The 17,770-nt window shown below is 48.8% G+C and carries 14 protein-coding genes; 10 read left to right on the top strand and 4 right to left on the bottom strand.

All coding sequences use genetic code 11. The features are described 5' to 3' along the window. Positions 1-28 precede the first annotated feature (28 nt). Together KK083_RS21560 and KK083_RS21565 are read left to right on the top strand one after the other, a co-directional pair. A complete protein-coding gene (locus KK083_RS21560) occupies positions 29-529 on the top strand; it encodes a hypothetical protein (protein ID WP_254167490.1) in 501 nt (166 codons plus the stop codon). 184 nt (positions 530-713) lie between these two features. Continuing rightward, the gene (locus KK083_RS21565; RefSeq protein ID WP_254167492.1) at positions 714-1,778 is read left to right on the top strand and encodes an L-dopachrome tautomerase-related protein; all 1,065 of its coding nucleotides are present in this window, start codon (positions 714-716) and stop codon (positions 1,776-1,778) included. An 85-nt stretch (positions 1,779-1,863) separates the two neighbouring features. Here the strand turns inward: KK083_RS21565 and uvrA are convergent, their stop codons facing one another. Then, positions 1,864-4,392, bottom strand: coding sequence for an excinuclease ABC subunit UvrA (uvrA, locus tag KK083_RS21570; RefSeq protein ID WP_254167494.1), 2,529 nt, complete (start codon positions 4,390-4,392; stop codon positions 1,864-1,866). 181 nt (positions 4,393-4,573) lie between these two features. On the opposite strand from uvrA, the gene KK083_RS21575 reads away from it, so the two are divergent. From KK083_RS21575 to KK083_RS21595, 5 genes are all read left to right on the top strand, one after another. Then, complete coding sequence (locus KK083_RS21575; RefSeq protein WP_254167496.1) at positions 4,574-5,044, top strand: (2Fe-2S)-binding protein; 471 nt, start codon at positions 4,574-4,576, stop codon at positions 5,042-5,044. Next, positions 5,037-6,050 (top strand): FAD binding domain-containing protein, encoded by a 1,014-nt coding sequence (locus KK083_RS21580; RefSeq protein WP_317195241.1) that lies wholly within the window; start codon positions 5,037-5,039, stop codon positions 6,048-6,050. Before KK083_RS21575 ends, KK083_RS21580 begins: the two co-directional genes overlap by 8 nt. Before the next feature lie 41 nt (positions 6,051-6,091). Continuing rightward, entirely contained in the window at positions 6,092-8,299 is a 2,208-nt protein-coding gene (locus tag KK083_RS21585) for a xanthine dehydrogenase family protein molybdopterin-binding subunit (RefSeq protein WP_254167498.1), read from the top strand. Positions 8,300-8,980: 681 nt separating this feature from the next. Then, positions 8,981-9,340, top strand: a complete 360-nt coding sequence (locus KK083_RS21590; RefSeq protein WP_254167500.1) for a response regulator transcription factor — start codon at positions 8,981-8,983, stop codon at positions 9,338-9,340. A 289-nt stretch (positions 9,341-9,629) separates the two neighbouring features. After that, on the top strand, positions 9,630-10,427 hold the full coding sequence (locus KK083_RS21595) for a M28 family metallopeptidase (protein ID WP_254167502.1): 798 nt from the start codon (positions 9,630-9,632) through the stop codon (positions 10,425-10,427). A 31-nt stretch (positions 10,428-10,458) separates the two neighbouring features. Here KK083_RS21595 and KK083_RS21600 read toward each other — a convergent pair whose 3' ends face one another. The 3 genes from KK083_RS21600 to KK083_RS21610 form a co-directional block, all read right to left on the bottom strand. Beyond that, positions 10,459-11,094 carry a hypothetical protein gene (locus KK083_RS21600; protein ID WP_254167503.1) on the bottom strand — a complete coding sequence of 212 codons (636 nt, stop codon included), beginning with the start codon at positions 11,092-11,094 and terminating at the stop codon, positions 10,459-10,461. Positions 11,095-11,155: 61 nt separating this feature from the next. Beyond that, complete coding sequence (locus KK083_RS21605) at positions 11,156-11,854, bottom strand: response regulator transcription factor (RefSeq protein WP_254167505.1); 699 nt, start codon at positions 11,852-11,854, stop codon at positions 11,156-11,158. A gap of 7 nt (positions 11,855-11,861) precedes the next feature. Then, positions 11,862-13,100, bottom strand: a complete 1,239-nt coding sequence (locus KK083_RS21610) for a sensor histidine kinase (RefSeq protein WP_254167507.1) — start codon at positions 13,098-13,100, stop codon at positions 11,862-11,864. Positions 13,101-13,272: 172 nt separating this feature from the next. On the opposite strand from KK083_RS21610, the gene KK083_RS21615 reads away from it, so the two are divergent. The 3 genes from KK083_RS21615 to KK083_RS21625 all read left to right on the top strand — a co-directional run bounded on the left by KK083_RS21615 (position 13,273) and on the right by KK083_RS21625 (position 17,721). Continuing rightward, a complete protein-coding gene (locus KK083_RS21615; protein ID WP_254167509.1) occupies positions 13,273-13,737 on the top strand; it encodes a hypothetical protein in 465 nt (154 codons plus the stop codon). Between the two features lie 187 nt (positions 13,738-13,924). Next, positions 13,925-14,272: a hypothetical protein gene (locus KK083_RS21620; RefSeq protein ID WP_254167511.1), complete on the top strand. Its 348-nt coding sequence runs from the start codon at positions 13,925-13,927 to the stop codon at positions 14,270-14,272. 218 nt (positions 14,273-14,490) lie between these two features. Then, entirely contained in the window at positions 14,491-17,721 is a 3,231-nt protein-coding gene (locus KK083_RS21625; RefSeq protein ID WP_254167513.1) for an efflux RND transporter permease subunit, read from the top strand. The last annotated feature ends 49 nt before the right edge of the window (positions 17,722-17,770 follow it).

A 17,770-nucleotide genomic window follows, 5' to 3' on the forward strand; every position in this document is an offset into this window, starting at 1 on the left:
GGTTGATCGGAAAATTGCAAATCGAAATATGAACGATCGGGTCCAGGACATTCCGGGCTGGGGCATGGATGCAGATCCTGACAACGATCCCACCTATCCGATGAAACATTCGACTGGTGCGGACCATGAGCGTCTCAATTATGTAAAGGCGCCGCAGCAGCGTCAGAACATCGAAGTCTTGCGTTCTATAGAGCGCCCTAATATTACGCGTGTATTTGGAACGTCTACGCCGCCCGCAGGTCTGAGCGGCGCCATTCGCAGATATGCGTATAAGTTCAGTGAAGCCACGGCCACGCACTGGATGACACTCATACTGGCGGATCGGGTAGATGTCATTCAAGGAAAGCTTAACGACCTGAAACATGGCATTTTCCCTAATCCATGGATCGAACGGGGCTGGAGGGCTGAATGGAAACATAACCGGCCTGCCTTTCTCGGAAGGATGGCAGTTACAACGTTGGTTATCACGGCCGGGATCCTGCTGATCACGCGGAAAAGCAGGGGTAAGAAAATGCTCGCGAACAGCTAGCATAGGTTGTATCAACTCAAAAGGCACCTGAAAATCTTTTTGGGTTGATATCTCTTTGCCCTTTTTCGCCGATGCCGTTGCATGTCATAAAAGCTCCTCAGTAAGGAATACACGATGAAAATACTTCTATGAAGAAAAGGCAGGCCTAGTGTTGCGCGATTTTAAACATTTAAATTAACCGATCATGAATACAAGCAATTTTCAATCGGAACCGGTTGCAACTATAAATCATGTTGAATTAGAGCACGTGTTCTCAGACGACACTTATCAGCTGACCGGTGTGGCCGTATCAAAAGAAGGACGTGTCTTTACCTGCTACCCCTTATGGCCCGGTCCGCACAAATGGGGCGTTGTTGAAATTGTCGGGCCTGATGCATGCACGCCTTACCCGGATGAAAAGTGGAACAGCTGGAAGCACGGCGATGACGGAAAAAACAAATGGGTTTGTGTGCAGGCCGTATATGTGGATGATGACAACTATTTGTGGGTGGTTGATCCGGCCTGCCCTAACATGGAAGAAGTCTATGACAACAGTTTTAAGCTGGTGAAGTTCAACCTTGCCAACAATAGCATAGAACAAGTGTACAGGTTCGATGGCGTACTCAGCAATAAAAGTTATATCAACGATGTACGTGTCGATACACAAAGAAAGGTTGCTTATTTGACCAACTCCAATGAGGGTGGAATTGTTGTGGTTGATCTTGAAACGGGAACCGCCAGGGAACTGCTGCGCAATCATTATTCGGTGAAACACGACCCGGCCTTTAGACTGATAGTCGATGGGAAAGAATTTCAAAAGAACGGAGAACCTGTACACCTTCAATCCGATGGCATTGCCTTAACCCGGGACGGAGAATGGCTGTATTACGAACCGCTTACCGATAACAAACTCTACCGGATCAAAACTGAATTTTTGCGCGATGAAGCATTGGAAGAAGATGAACGAAAGGCTGCGGTAGAAGATCTGGGCAAATTCTCGGTGACGGATGGGATGATCTTTGACAAAGATGGGAACCTCTATCTCGGAGACTATCGGAGCTACAAAATGGTAAAAATAACGCCTGAACGCAGGCAGGAAGATCTGGTGGAAGACGAAAGGTTGATCTGGCCGGACAGTTACGCAATCACCGGCGATGGTTACCTGTACATCAGTTGCTCGCAGATCAATAAACAACCGGATTATAACGAAGGAGAAAATAAAAGGACTACCCCTTATGCGATCTACCGGATGAGGTTGCCAGATGCATGATGGCAAATGTATCTCCATTGTCAGGAAGTATGATAACGAGGTACGAGTGCTTATGGGCAAAAAATAAAGGGACTTTGCTGTCCCTTTATCTTTCTCTCGCCAGATATTGGCCCGTATATCCTTTCTTTGACTTCGCCATCTGCGCAGGAGTGCCCTGGAAAACGATCTGACCGCCTTCATCACCGGCACCGGGGCCAACGTCTATCACCCAGTCACTGGACGCTACCACATGCATGTCATGTTCTACCACGATCACGGTATTACCAGCATCAACAAGGCCGTTCAATTGCATAAGTAGTTTCCGAACATCACTCGGATGAAGACCCGTGGTGGGTTCATCGAGCACGTACAGCGTGTGGCCGCGCTGCCCGCGCTGAAGCTCGGTCGCCAGCTTGATGCGCTGTGCTTCACCGCCCGACAGTTCAGTTGCAGGCTGTCCAAGACGTAAATAACCCAGCCCTACTTCCTGAACAACACCCAGTGCGCTGTGAATATGTTCTTCTTCGTTAAAGAACGCGTATGCTTCATCCACGGTCATTGACAAGACCTCCGCAATATTCATCCCTTTATATTTTACCTCGAGCGTTTTGGAATTATACCGCGCACCATGACATACCGGACAGGGCGCGTATACGCTGGGAAGGAACAGCAACTCGACCATGACAAAACCTTCGCCCTCACAATTCTCGCAGCGTCCTTTGGCAACGTTGAAGGAAAATCGCCCCGCGTCATATTTTCTTTCACGCGCCATTTTGGTGGTGGCGAATAGCTTGCGGACATGATCGAATAGTGCGGTGTAGGTCGCAAGGTTTGACCGTGGCGTTCTGCCAATTGGTTTCTGATCGACCACCACCATACGCCTGATGTTTTCCATACCGCCAACTATCTCTCCGCCCAGGGTCTCGACAATATTTTCTTCGAGGGGATTGTCTTCGGCAGGATGAGAGAGCGGAACCGCTTGCAATCCGAGTTGTGCAGCAACCAGCTCTACGAGTACCTGGCTTACCAAACTCGATTTTCCCGAGCCTGAAATTCCGGTAACGCTTGTAAACACACCCAATGGAAACGCCACGTCAAGATTCTGCAGATTATTCCGCGTCACGCCTTTGAGCCTGAGCCAGGCAGATGGTGTTCTGAAATTGTCGGTGTAATGTGCTTTGTTATCAAAAACAAAAAGACGGGTTTGTGAAGCTTCTACTTCCTTGAGGCCTGCGGGAGCACCGCTGTATAAGATCTTCCCTCCCTCCTGTCCCGCCTTGGGGCCGACCTCGACAATCCAGTCTGCATGCCTGATCACATCAATCTCATGCTCCACAACGAAGATGGAGTTGCCCGATGCTTTCAGGCCGTCAAGTGCACGAAGGAGCGCCTCTGTGTCGGCCGGGTGAAGACCCGCGCTGGGCTCATCAAGGATATAGACAACGCCAAAAAGATTAGAATGAACCTGCGTGGCAAGCCGAAGGCGCTGCAGCTCGCCTGGGGACAGTGTTGGCGTACTGCGCTCCAGCGTAAGGTAGCCCAGCCCAAGATCGATCACAACGTTCAATCGCGAGATCAGGTCTTGCGAGATACGCTGCGAAACGATGACCTTCTCCGGATGGTCTTGCGCCTCTTCACCGGCCTTCGCTGCGACAAATTTTTTCAGGATGGCCGAAAGTTGCATCATCGGCAGCCTGGACATTTCGGTGATGTCAAGGCCAGCAAACCTGACACGCAAAGACTCTTTACGCAGTCGTTTACCGTGGCAAACCGGACATTCCGTGCTCGTCATAAACTGCGCAACACGCTTTTTCATGAGCTGACTTTGCGTGGTCGCGAAGGTGGTCATCACATATTTACGCGCGCCGATGAACGTTCCCATATAGCTCGGCTCCATTTTTCTTTTTATTGCCTGCTTTACCTCTTTAACGTTGAATCCGGCGTAGACCGGAACCACAGGCTGTTCGTCTGTGAATAAGATCCAGTCGCGGTCTTTCTTGGGAATGTCACGCCATGGCTTGTCGATATCGTAGCCCATCGTTGTCAGTATGTCCCGGAGATTCTGTCCCTGCCATGCCGAGGGCCATGCTGCAATGGCTTTCTCGCGGATCGATAATGTGTCGTCAGGCACCATCGACTTCTCCGTTACATCGTACACCCTGCCAAGTCCATGACAGTTAGGACATGCCCCTTCTGGCGTGTTGGTAGAAAATGATTCAGCATAAAGAATGGATTGCCCTTTTGGATAATCGCCAGCGCGTGAATACAACATCCGGAGAAGATTGGACAGTGTAGTGACACTACCGACAGACGATCGCGTAGAGGGAGAACCGCGCTGTTGCTGCAAGGCTACAGCCGGTGGAAGTCCGGTGATTTGTTCTACTTTGGGTACAGACATTTGGTGGAAGAGCCTGCGCGCATAAGGTGATACCGACTCCAGATAACGCCTTTGCGCCTCAGCATATAAGGTTCCAAAGGCTAGCGAGGATTTTCCAGAGCCCGAGACACCGGTAAAAACCACCAGTGCATTGCGCGGAATTCTAAGCGAAACATTCTTCAAGTTGTGTTCGCTTGCTCCCTGAACTTCGATGTATCCGTCTTCTTTAAAGTTTCCTGTTTCCGATCGCATGGCCATTAGCCTATAAGTTAAAATCATGTGCCCTGGTCGATCAACAGCGAGGAAGTTCTACTGGAAGACGAAAAGGTTGATTGGGCCGGATAGCGCGGTTGTAAAAAGCCAAAGCCCATTAACCGCGGGTTAACTGGTATTGTTTTTTTTAAATTTTACGCATTCACACTAACACCAGAATTTCCTCATGCCAACCGTCCAGCTAAAGATCAATGAGCGACCGTATGATGTAGATGTTTTACCATGGGTATCGCTGCTGGACACGATCCGCGATCGTCTTAACCTGACAGGCACTAAGAAAGGTTGTGATCACGGGCAATGTGGCGCCTGTACAGTGTTGTGTGATGGTAAAAGGATTCTAAGCTGCCTTACGCTTACAGTAATAAAAGATGGTTCAGAAATAACAACCATCGAAGGGATCGCAACCGGCGATCAATTGCATCCTCTTCAACAGGCTTTTATCGATCACGATGCGTTTCAATGTGGTTATTGCACGCCTGGGCAAATCTGCAGTGCTGTTGGTATGTTAAATGAAGGCAAAGCAAAAACACGGGAAGACGTTAAAGAGCTTATGAGCGGAAATCTTTGTCGCTGTGGTGCGAATGTTGGTATCGTCGATGCGATTATGGAAGTGAAGGATGGAGGTGCCCGTGAATAAATTCGATTATCAACAGGCAGCCAATACGCATGAAGCGAGTGTACTGGTCACCGGAAACGACCGGGCAAATTTTATCGCCGGCGGCACGAACCTGATTGATCTTTGGAAATATAACGTCACTAATCCCGCGCTGTTGGTTGATATCAATCGAATAAAAGAAAATAAAACCATTGAAGAAATTGAAGGTGGCGGTATAAGGCTCGGAGCGCTCGTGTCGAATGCAGACACTGCCTACCATCCTTTGATCGAGCAGCGCTATCCCCTGCTCTCAAGCGCAATACTTGCAGGGGCATCGGGGCAAATCCGCAACATGGCCAGCAATGGGGGCAATCTTATGCAGCGAACCCGTTGCTACTATTTCTATGACGCGGAAGTCCCCTGTAACAAGCGACATCCCGGGTCCGGTTGTCCAGCCATCAGCGGCTACAACCGGATGCATGCCATATTGGGGCATAGCGAACACTGTATTGCAGTTTTTCCTTCAGACATGTGCGTGGCGTTGGCTGCACTCGAGGCGGTTGTCAATGTGTCTGACGCGAATGGCACGCGAAGTATTCCATTCGAAGATTTCCATCGACTACCCGAAAGTACACCTGAGGTCGACAATACACTGAAGCACGGTGAATTCATTACTTCTATCGACCTGCCCTCTAACGGATTTTCTTCCAACTACGCGTACTTAAAGATCCGGGATAGAAATTCATATGCTTTTGCGCTTGTCTCAGTGGCAACGGGTCTCGCGCTGGACGGTGACATGATCCGCGAGGCACGAATTGCATTGGGCGGAGTTGCCCATAAGCCGTGGCGCGTGAAAGCTGCCGAGGACGCTCTTCGTGGCAAGCCCGTGACCGAAACGAGCTTCGAACAGGCAGCGGATCTCATGCTCGAGGGAGCGCAAGGTTTTAAATACAACCGATTTAAAATAGCGCTTGCAAAACGAGCGATCATCCGAAACTGCATGATGTCCCTTCACCCGGAGTTACAAAAACCCGGTGCGCAACCTTGATCAGGAGAAAGACTATTACATGAAAAAAATATTACCGTAACATGGCAGGGCTATCAGTAGGAAAAGCTATCAATCGTCTTGAAGGAAGGGCGAAGGTAACCGGTGCAGCAAAGTATGCGGGCGAGTATAATGTCCCTGACCTGCTTTATGGGTATGTTGTCAACAGCAGAATTACCAAGGGGAAAATCCGAAGTATCGACACAACAAAAGCGAAGGCGTTTGACGGTGTTGTAGAAGTCTTCACGCATGAAAACCGGCCCAAGCTTGCGTGGCTGAAGCTCAAATACAAGGACATTGACGCGCCCTCGGGCTCAGCGTTGAAACCTTTACATGATGCGGAAATAAAATTCAGCGGTCAGCCTATTGCCCTGGTGGTGGCGAAAGATTATGAAACCGCGCGTTATGCCGCTACGCTGGTCAGTGTTCAATACGAGGCGGAACCTTTCGAGACCTGTCTTGAAACGAACCTGGATAAAGCGCGCGACCAAAAAAACGCACCGAAACCCACGGGCCATTTCGAAAAAGCGTATGAAAAATCGCCCGTTAAAGTGTCAGCAGAATATTTGCACAGCACAGAACATCACAATCCCATTGAGCTTTTTGCAACAACAACTATTTACGAAGGAGAAGGAAAGCTCACGATCTATGATAAAACCCAATGGACCATAAACAACCAGGTTTATGTAGCGAATGTTTTCGGGCTTCACTTTAAAGATGTTCGTGTTTTGGCACCCTTTGTTGGCGGAGCTTTCGGTTCGGGCTTACGTCCGCAGTATCAACTGTTCCTTTGTGTGCTGGCTGCGCTCCACCTTAAAAGGAATGTGCGGGTGACGCTCGACAGGCATCAGATGTTTCCATTCAGCCATCGTCCACCAACCTATCAGAAAACCCGGTTCAGTGCCAATAATGATGGCAAGATCACGGCCATGAATCATATTGCTGTCAGTGAAACTTCGGAATATGAAGACAAGATCGAAGAGGTGGTTTCGTGGAGTCATCGGCTGTACCCGGCTCCCAATACACTTTTCCAGCATAAGCTCGCTCCGCTGAATGTACACACACCACTTGATATGCGCGCGCCGGGAGCCAGCACCGCCATGCACGCCATTGAGTGTACAATGGATGCGCTGGCCTACAAGCTGAATATGGATCCGCTCGATTTTCGGCTGATAAACTATTCTGAAAATGATCCGGCAGAAGATAAGCCATTTACAAGCAAGGAATTGAAACAATGTTATGAAAAGGCAGCAGAAAAATTCGGCTGGCGTAACCGAAACCCGGTGCCAGGTAGTATGCAACATGGAAATAAGCTTATTGGCTATGGCATGGCAACTGGAATTTGGGATGCCGAGCAATACCCATCGCGGGTTGAAGCAATCCTGAACAAAGAAGGAAGATTGGAAATCCACAATGCAACTACTGACATAGGAACTGGTACATTTACAGTCATGACACAGATCGCGGCGGATGAATTGGGTCTCTTACCCGAAGATGTGATCTTTAGTTATGGCGATAGCAAAAACCCATTCTCTGCTTCTCAGGGTGGTTCCTCAACAACGGCATCCACGGGCGTAGCAGTGGTGATGGCGGTAAAAGCGTTAAAGGCAAAATTGCTGAAGAAAGCGAGAGCTATATCAAATTCGCGATTGAAAAAATTAGAAGATGATGAAATCTCATTCGCGGATGGAAATATCATTTTAAAAACTGACGACGCACCGCTTATTTCCTTCAGGGAGATTATTGCAGCCAACAAAGGAAAGGAAATTAAAACGACCAACTTGGGAAAACCTCATTTTCTCAAGCTCAGAAAGTACAGCAAGGCCACCCACAGCGCAGCTTTCGTTGAGGTTGAAATTGATAGGGACCTGAAAACGATAAACGTGACACGAGCGGTGACAGCAGTGGCAGCAGGAAAGATCATCAATCCAAAAACCGCGCGGAGTCAGATCTTAGGCGCAATGGTTTGGAGTATCAGCAAGGCGCTGCGCGAAGAAACAATCCTTGACGAAAACCTGGGCAAATATATGAACCCCAATCTTGGAGAATACCATATTCCCGTGCATGCGGATATACATGACCTCGAAGTAATTTTTGCCGACGAAAAAGACGAAGTTATTAACGAACTGGGTGTAAAAGGCGTTGGTGAGATCGGAATGATTGCTATGCCCGCAGCCATTACCAACGCAATATTCCATGCAACAGGACGGCGTATTAATAAACTACCCATTCATTTTGATGCGCTGATGTAACTGGTTTCCCTTTCCTGGTACTGCCTTAGTTGACATTTGCGGATTGGCACTGCGTTGAGATAGCTTTATTAAGGTCAACGTTTCGATTTAAGACCTTGAGCGAAACTTAAAACGGCGGTTGGTGCTTATATCAATTCAGCATTACCGACCCTGAGGGTGCTAAAGAGCTTCTCAAGGAAGAGCTCGGATCTTTGAGCAAGCGCCTGTAACTGCAGCGCTCAAACGGCTCAGGAGCAATCCAACGTTTTTGCACCTTCAGTGATCGTGTACGCCATCACTCCCATCCAGGCGAGCTTCCTGCATTTTATCGCCAGGTAATCTTATATGATAAAAGCTGTATGCCTAAGCGACCGCACGATACAGCCATAGAATTAAATGCGATGTAGAAATAATTACGCGGAAAAACGGTGGCTTAAAAGTGACCGTAGATGTATGAAAAACATCACAATTTAAGCTCGAATTGACGATGTTGCCTACCGACAGGGTTGGATTTTGCACACTAGCGACGCTACAGCTGCCAAAAGTAATGAATGGGAGGGTCTTTCAGTAGCCGGCCGACGCATAGCGCAAGGGTAGGCTTGTTAAAGGTAATGCTGGCTGATTCCCCGGATCATGACGAGGCATTTTTTTTGATGAGCGTTGAAACTGATTGGTGTTTTATTTTTGAAAGGGAAATGTGCGATGGAAAAAATCAGGATCATAATAATTGAAGACGACCCGGACCTGCGTGCCCTGATGACGTTAGCGCTGGTGGCACAAAGGTTTGAAGTTACAAGTTTCTCAGAAGCAGATGCTTTTCTGAAGCAGGGCAAGGGTGCGGATCTTTACATTATTGATATCAACCTGGGCGGAGTAAGCGGGCTTGACCTGTGTCAAAAAATAAAAGAGAGTTCCAACAGCCGGCCAGTAGTCATTATGATCTCCGCAAACCCAGATATAAACAACCTGGCACAAGAAGCCAGCGCCGATGACGCGCTGCCCAAGCCGTTCAATTCCAAAGATCTTTTAAACAAGGTGATGAATCACATAGCCGCAGCATGATGATAGTTTTTTCGTTCACTGATCACTATTCAATATGACCTTAAAATCAGTAACAAAGACTATCAGCTTGCCTTTGACAATGAGCACACCCAACCTCTCCAAGCTTTTCTCTTAGCGTTTTAGTGGATGCGCGTGACATCGCCCTGACTGGATACATCGCTCTCCGCTGAATGGCAGCATACTACCGTGGCGGAACTGGAAAACTTTTGATTATCTTGGAACAGCATCCTCATCACCTGCGTGGTTGCATGTTTTGGTAGCAGAGGATTTCCAGACGCACAATCACCCTATGAAACATCTCGACCTGGTACAGGCATTAGACAACAAGCTCAACGATGAGCGACTCGAGATCATCATACAGCAACTCGAGCAGCTGGGGATTGCCTATTCCAAACAACAATACGCCAGCGGCACCAATTTGATCGTTGACCTGGGGCATGCCCGGAAAAGAATTGGCGTGAGCTCACATTTTGACAGGGTTCAGGAGTCGGCTGGGGCAAACGACAACGGCTCCGCTATAGCAGTGTGCCTCGACATCATCAGAAAGTTTAAAAAGTCAGGAAACGACAACCTCGGGCTCCGCATATTTTTCTTCGACGAAGAAGAAACAGGATTGAAAGGCTCGACAGCATACACCAAGGAGCGTGGCATAAATGACCTGGTGGGACTGATCAACATGGAATTGGTTGGTCTGGGCGATAAATTCGCCTTGTGGCCTGTAGACGAAAAAGCCAGCGGAAAGATCCTGAACACCTTTGAATCGGTTTCGAAACAAAAGCAGATCGTCACCAGGAGAATTGACCGCATCGTAACCAATACCGCCGACCATTTGTCTTTCAGGGAGGCTGGCCTGCAAGACGCTTTCACCATCACCTGCATCTCTGACAAAGACCTCGAGATCGCGCAACATTATTTCAGGGCACTGGCGTTGGAGGTTGACAGGCAGACCCTTGTAGAGATCCTTTCAAAGGCCCCCGTTTTTGAACATTATCACAAGCCAACAGATACCTTCAACAGGCTGAGTGAAGACTCGATTTCAATGACATCGGCAACAGTCTGGGAGACCATCATTGCTATTCAAAAATAAATGGCGGGTATTCGTCTGCGTAATTTCTTATTCAAGGAAGGTTGGAAATCAAACTGTTGATCTTCATCGAAACATATTCTTCAAGCTCTTTATCATTATAACACATCTTTAAAAGATAGGGTTGCTGGTCCAGGAATTCTTCCCTGGAGTAATTGTGTAAATTCTTCATTATATCCATTTCCAGGCCCAATAATTTTTTATTCATCGCCACATTCTTCCTTAATTTTTCCAGGTCTTCACCACCCTCCTGCGTAAGCGAATAAAAATGCATCGGATCTATCGCAATTGCCTTGAAATATAAAGGCATCACTTCTTCAAGATCTTTTACTTTATTTCCTCGATATGATTCTGCCAATGTTAATATTGCAATTCCTGAATTTGGGTTCTTGTTATAAACCATCTCCCAAAATTCAATTTCCTGATCTGCTGTCCAGCTAAATCCATAATATGACGTCCAAAAGCCTGCAAGAATAGCGGCGCGCAAAATGAAAATCGATTCTTCCTCTAAAGAGTCAAATTGTTCTATTAACTTTTTAATTGGGTCATAGTCATTCGTTTTAAGAACGAAATCCCGAATGATCATTGCCTGTTCCGATAGATCGGTCTTGTGATTGTAAGCGCCTAATTGATATAAACCCATCTTTTTTCTTTCAGTCCCGTTCTCCAACTCTATGTTGATGCTTTTCCCTGTGCAACTTCATTTTACCGCCTGCCTTTCAGCCGCGTTGCTAGCCCGAAATTACCCCATCCGATAAAATGAATCCTACGCTGTGAACATTTTCGATCTTAACACTTGAATCATTAGCAAAATACTTCCTGAGCTTGGCAATGAACACATCCAGGCTTCGCCCCTTGAAGTAATCACTTTCTCCCCACAATGCAATAAGGATCTCCTCCTTCTTTGTGATCTGGTTCTTTTTCAGGCAAAGCAGCTTCAGGATCTCATTCTCTTTGGCGGTGATGCGCTTCACAGAATTGCCAATGGAGAGTGTTTGATTCTTAGGATCGAAGTGATAACCACCGATATTGAAACACGAATCCTTTGTTCCAGTGATCTGGACTTGAGAGCGGCGAAGGATGGCTTTGATCTTATAGAGCAGCTCAAAGGTCTCAAAGGGTTTTGTGATGTAGTCGTCGGCACCCGATTGAAAGCCCCTGATCTTGTCATCGAGCAGTGATCTTGCCGTGAGGAATATGATGGGCACATGTTCATTTCTGTGCCTTATTTCTTTGGCCAGTGAAAAGCCGTCGCCGTCTGGCAGCGAACAATCCAGGATGCACATGTTATACGCATCTCCGAGGAAAGCCTGAAGGCCCGCTTTTATATTTACCGCCAGCTTTACTTCGTATCCCTCCGATGCCAGGAAGTTTTGCAACAGCAGCCCCGCATTGGCATCGTCTTCTACAATGAGTATTTTATCTACCATAACCCGACTAGAACAAGGGAAGCTGGATCACAAAACAACTTCCTGAAACACCATCACTGGAAAGGGACAACTTACCGCCATTTTTTTCAACGGAGGTCCTGGCAAGGTAAAGCCCCAGCCCGAAGCCTTCCGGCAGTTTGTTTCCGGCCCTTACGCGATATGCTTTTTTAAATACCAGCTCCTGCTCATTAGAAGGTATGCCCGGGCCGTTGTCTTCGATCTCGATGCTGATGCCACTGCCTTCATTCCGGGTTCTGATGCTGATCACCGCGCCGGCTTGTGAATAGGTAATGGCATTGTCGATGATGTTCATGATGGCGCTGGAGAGCTGAAGTTGGCTTCCTTTCACCATGGTACGGCTCGCCTCCAGGTGTTTTTCCACGCGCCCATGTGTTTCCTGCAATTTCATTTTGAAGGAATCTATTGCATGATCGATCAGCGCATGGATGTCTATCTCTTTTTCGTCAGTGGAATCTTCAAGCACCGCGTCGACAGAAGCCATTCCCAGGATCTTTTTTGCCCTGTCTTTGAGCTTTGCCGTTTCAGCTTCGATGATAGAAACAAACTGGTTCTTTGGCGAATGGCTGCTCTCCTGCTCGCGATTCAGCAAGCTGACGGCAAAGGAGATATTCGAAATGGGTGTCTTCAGATCGTGGGCCATGGTGTTAATGAAATCCACCGTTTCTTTCCTGATCTTCTGCTCACGGATCAATGCCCTCACCGTGCTGATGAAGATCCAGATCAATAAGATCAACACTATAATGGAGAGAATGAAGGTGCCGTTGATCTGCGAACGGATCAGCTGTGCCTGTGAGGGTACCTCGATATGGACCAATACATTTTGCCTGCCTGCTTTGGCGGGAAAGAGCAACGCCTGGCTCAATGACAAGGGGCTCGCCGTTGTATCGCCGGTGTAGGGCGACAATGTGGTTTGGAAGGGCACTTGAATATTCTGGGCCCACAGATGGCGCCCGATAACAGAATCGATCTTTGCCTTATCACCTTTTGTGAAAGCAATTTCAAACGTGCCTGCGCCGCGGGAAATACAACTTTCAACATTCGTGCACAGCCCGCAGTCTTTAGACAGTACGTCCATGGAGCTGCACAACGCCATATTTACACGCTGTTTCAAAAAGCTCTCCTCGATCCGTGCCGATTGCATCAGCCACGTGACCTGCGTTGTCAGAATGGTTGCCACCAGCAGGAACAAGACAACGGCATAGATCCAAACGCGATTCCTTGACATAGAATGCTGTATTTACAGGGCAAAAATACCCACAAATTTTCGCAGGAACACCGTTTTTGATGACCTCGCCGGAATTTTAACTTTTCATTAACACTCTTCTAACTTTTCGTTGGCTCACCCCAGGCAGTGCCCCGCCGTAAATTTGCACATGTTCAATTTAAACCATTTCAATATGAAAAAGCTCATTGCCCTGATCGTGTTTGCAGTATCGTCTTACATTACGCATGCACAGTCGTGTACGCCGTCATGCCCGTCTCCATGCCCGCCGTCATGCACGCAGACCTGCGACAAAAAATTATGCACAGCAGGCGCAGGCAACAAAGAAGAGGCTGCCATCACTACTATGAGAAACGATCTTCAAACCGTGATCGCAAAAATGTCCAAATCTTCACTTGCTATTGACGGCCAATTGAAGGATCTGACAATCGAAAAAGGCGCCAGCGATGAAGAAAGCCTGCGGCGCATTTCACAAGCGGCCGCTTCGGTTCGTTACCAGCTGCTGCGCAAATTGGAACCTTCGAAGCTCGTTGCATCATTGAAAGATTACAAGGCTTCTGAGGTATCTACAAAACAACAAATGCTGGCAAGCCTCCAGGAAGAGATCGAGTTATTGGCTGCTCAGGCCGAAAAGCTGTAACGGCGCTATTGCTTAAGGGTAAGCCTGACACCTGCTATCACCTTCGTTGCGCCGGCATCAGGTTTACCCCTCTTCCTGATCGACTTAGCCAATCCTGTTGATTGTGCACCGGTTTGGCCTACCGCTGCACACAAATTGCAATAATGTTCCATTTTTTTTTCACATCTTTACTTAGAAACAGGTTTAGATGTATTTTAAAGTAGCCAAAACGATCAATTTGCTCGTAGCTGTGCTGATGCTCCTCGAGATCCTCGGGGCGTCGGTAACGGTTCTGCCCTGGTCTCAGGGCGCTACGCTATATTCAGAGGAACTCACGTCTTCCGTTCTCGATGCCATTCTTTTTGAAAAAGCCGAAGAGGAAAGTGAAGAGACTGAAGAGGAGAAATACCTGTTGCGTGTGGTCCTGATAGACTTTTCACAGATCACGCTGTCTCTGTCCGCGTATCATTCTCCGGATCTCAACCTTGCGGTAAATACCCTCCGGTATGATGCGAGGCCGCCGGTGCACCAGCTCAACTGCGTACTACTTATTTGATCTTTTCCCCCACTTTCATAGTCAAGAGACTTCGCCAAAGGCCCAAGTACTCGTGTAGTTTTTCTGTTTTCTAAGTCCGTATCCGTTGTTGCGCCCATTCTCGTACAGGAGAAAACGGCAGGATCGATCTGGTACAAGGCCAAAATCCTTGTAGCGAAGCGATCAAACTCCGCGTGGCAGACCTGATGCCACACGCAGCATAATGAAAGGGAAAAAATATGTTCAGCAAATTTATCCATAGACCGGTTCTCGCTATATCCCTATCACTGGCCATTATTTTTATAGGACTATTGGCCGTGTATACAAGGCCTATTTCACAGTTCCCCGAGATCGCTCCGCCACGGGTGAACATCTTCATAGCCTATCCGGGCTCCAGTGCCGATGTGCTGGTGCAGTCCACACTCATTCCCCTCGAGCGTGCCATCAATGGCGTGCAGGGTATGCAGTATATAATTTCTGACGCCACCAGCGCAGGCGAGGCTACGGTTCAAATTGTGTTCGAGCCTGGCACCGACCCTAATGCCGCCGTTGTAAACGTTAAAACCCGGGTTGACCAGGTGATGAATAACCTGCCGCCGCTTGTTCAGCGCGAAGGTGTGATCATCTCGCCGATCCAGCCCAGCATGCTGATGTATGTGAACCTGTACAGCACAGACACCAATGCCGACGAAAAATTCCTGTACAACTATGCCAGCGTTCACATCCTGCCCGAGCTTCAGCGCATCAGCGGTATGGGTCGTGCCCAGATCCTGGGAAGCCGCCAGTTCGCTATGCGCATCTGGCTGAAGCCTGACCGGATGCGCGCTTACAACATCTCTACAGAAGAGGTGATGGAGGCGGTGAGCGAGCAAAGCGTTATCGGAAGACCCGGGCGCCTGGGGCAGGCGTCGGGAAAAACACCGCAGTCGCTCGAGTACGTGCTGACGTACAAAGGAAGGTTCAATGAGCCAAAAGAATATGAGAATATCATTGTAAAAGCGAACGCCGAAGGTGAGATCCTGAAGCTTAAGGATGTTGCCGAGATCGAACTGGGAAGCGAGTTTTTCGATATCTATTCCAACAAGGATGGATTTCCGTCAGCATCCATTGTGTTGAAACAAAATTTTGGAAGCAACGCCTCCAAAGTGATTGACGGCGTGAAGGCCAAGCTGAAAGAGCTGGAACGCGATTTTCCTCCGGGAATGCAATACGACATCAACTACGACGTCTCCAAGTTCGTGGATGCATCCATCGAAAAGGTGATGCATACCCTCATAGAAGCGTTCATCCTTGTGGCGCTTGTGGTGTTCATTTTTCTCGGCGACTGGCGGTCAACACTGATCCCCACACTCGCTGTTCCCGTATCGCTGATCGGCGCGTTTGCCTTCATGCAGATGTTCGGGCTGACCATCAACCTGATCACGCTGTTCGCGCTGGTGCTCGCCATCGGCATTGTGGTAGACAACGCCATTGTGGTAGTGGAAGCAGTGCATGCTAAAATGCACGAGGACAATCTTTCACCCTATAAAGCAACGGTGAAGGTACTCGACGAGATCAGCGGCGCCATCATTGCCATCACGCTGATCATGACAGCTGTTTTTGTTCCGGTATCGTTTATGACGGGCCCGGTCGGGGTCTTTTACAGGCAGTTTGCCATTACCATGGCCAGCGCGATCGTGCTTTCGGGCGTTGTTGCGCTCACGCTCACGCCGGTGCTCTGTGCGATCATCCTTAAAAACAACCACGGTAAGCCCAGGCGCAGATCTCCGGTGGATAAGTTCATAGACTGGTTTAACAACCGGTTCGAATACGTCACAGGCAAATACACGGGTCTGCTTGCCTACATCGTCAATCGCAGGTCGGTGACCTATGGAAGCTTTGCCCTCTTTGCCATCGGAACTTTTTTGATGAACGAGACGGTTCCGGCCGGGTTTATTCCCAGTGAAGACCAGGGCATGATCTACGCCATTCTTCAGATGCCTCCCGGCAGTACCCTTGAAAGGACCAACGACCTGTCGAGAAGACTGCAGAAGCTTGCGGAAGACGTAGAGGGTGTGCAATCCGTGTCATCCCTTTCCGGTTATGAGATCCTGACGGAAGGCCGCGGCTCAAATGCAGGTACCTGTATCATCAACTTAAAAGACTGGTCGGAGCGTAAACAATCCGTACATGAGATCGTGGAAGAGCTCGAGCAGAAATCAAAAGATCTCGGCGCGGTGGTAGAGTACTTTGAGCCGCCCGCTGTGCCTGGTTATGGTTCGTCAGACGGTTTTTCGTTGCGTTTGTTAGACAAAGCCGCCACCACCGACTACCAGGAATTTGATAAGGTGAATACGGAGTTCATGCATGCCCTGGGTAAGCGAAAAGAGCTGACCGGCCTGTTCACGTTCTTTGCGGCCAACTATCCGCAGTATGAGCTCATCATCGACAACGAGCTCGCCATGCAGAAGGGTGTTTCCATTGGCAAGGCTATGGAGAACCTCGATATTTTGATCGGCAGCACCTATGAGCAGGGCTTCACGCGGTTCCGTACATTCTACAAAGTTTACACCCAGGCCGCACCCGAATACAGAAGGTTACCCTCTGACATCCTCAATCTTTTTATCAAAAATGATCGTGATGAAATGGTGCCTTACTCGTCATTCATGCGTATGAAAAAAACGCAGGGGCCTAACGAGATCACACGTTTCAATCTTTACAACTCGTCTTCCATCCGCGGGCTTCCCGCCCCGGGTTACACCAGCGGTGATGCCATCCGCGCGATCCAGGAGGTAGCCGAACAAACGCTGCCGGTGGGTTATGACATTGCATGGGAAGGTCTCTCTTACGACGAAGCGAAAAGAGGAAGTGAGGCGTTGTACATTTTTATCGTGGTGCTGATCTTCGTTTACCTCGTGCTGGCGGCGCAGTATGAGAGCTTCATCATACCCCTGGCGGTGATCCTGTCACTCCCGGCCGGCGTATTCGGTTCATTCTTGTTACTGAAGGTAATGGGTCTTGCCAACGACATCTACGCCCAGATGGGATTGATCATGCTGGTAGGCTTGCTGGGCAAAAACGCCGTGCTCATCGTTGAGTTCGCTGTTCAAAAACATCAGCAGGGTGCCAGTGTGCTGGAGGCCGCCATCGAGGGAGCCCGCGTTCGTTTCAGGCCCATCCTCATGACCTCGTTCGCCTTTATTGCAGGCCTCATCCCCCTGGTGGTTGCAACAGGACCGGGTGCCATCGGAAACCGTACCATTGGATCCTCATCCCTGGGTGGCATGTTACTCGGCACACTCTTCGGCGTAATTGTGGTGCCAGGATTGTACCTGGTGGTGGGAACGATCGCCCAGGGCAGAAAGCTGATCGGCGATGAAGATGAAAATCCTTTGAGCGAACAAATGGTGGAAGACTCTGCCGATGCCTCCATGATCAGGCGGCTCCTGAGAAAGTTGCGGCTCACGAATGATAAGAAAAACAACATCTGAGGTCTTGCCCCATTCTCATCAACCGTAAATAACCGTATCACACTTTTCC

It is taken from the genome of Chryseosolibacter histidinae (assembly GCF_018598225.1).
GTDB classification, from domain to species: domain Bacteria; phylum Bacteroidota; class Bacteroidia; order Cytophagales; family Cyclobacteriaceae; genus Chryseosolibacter; species Chryseosolibacter histidini.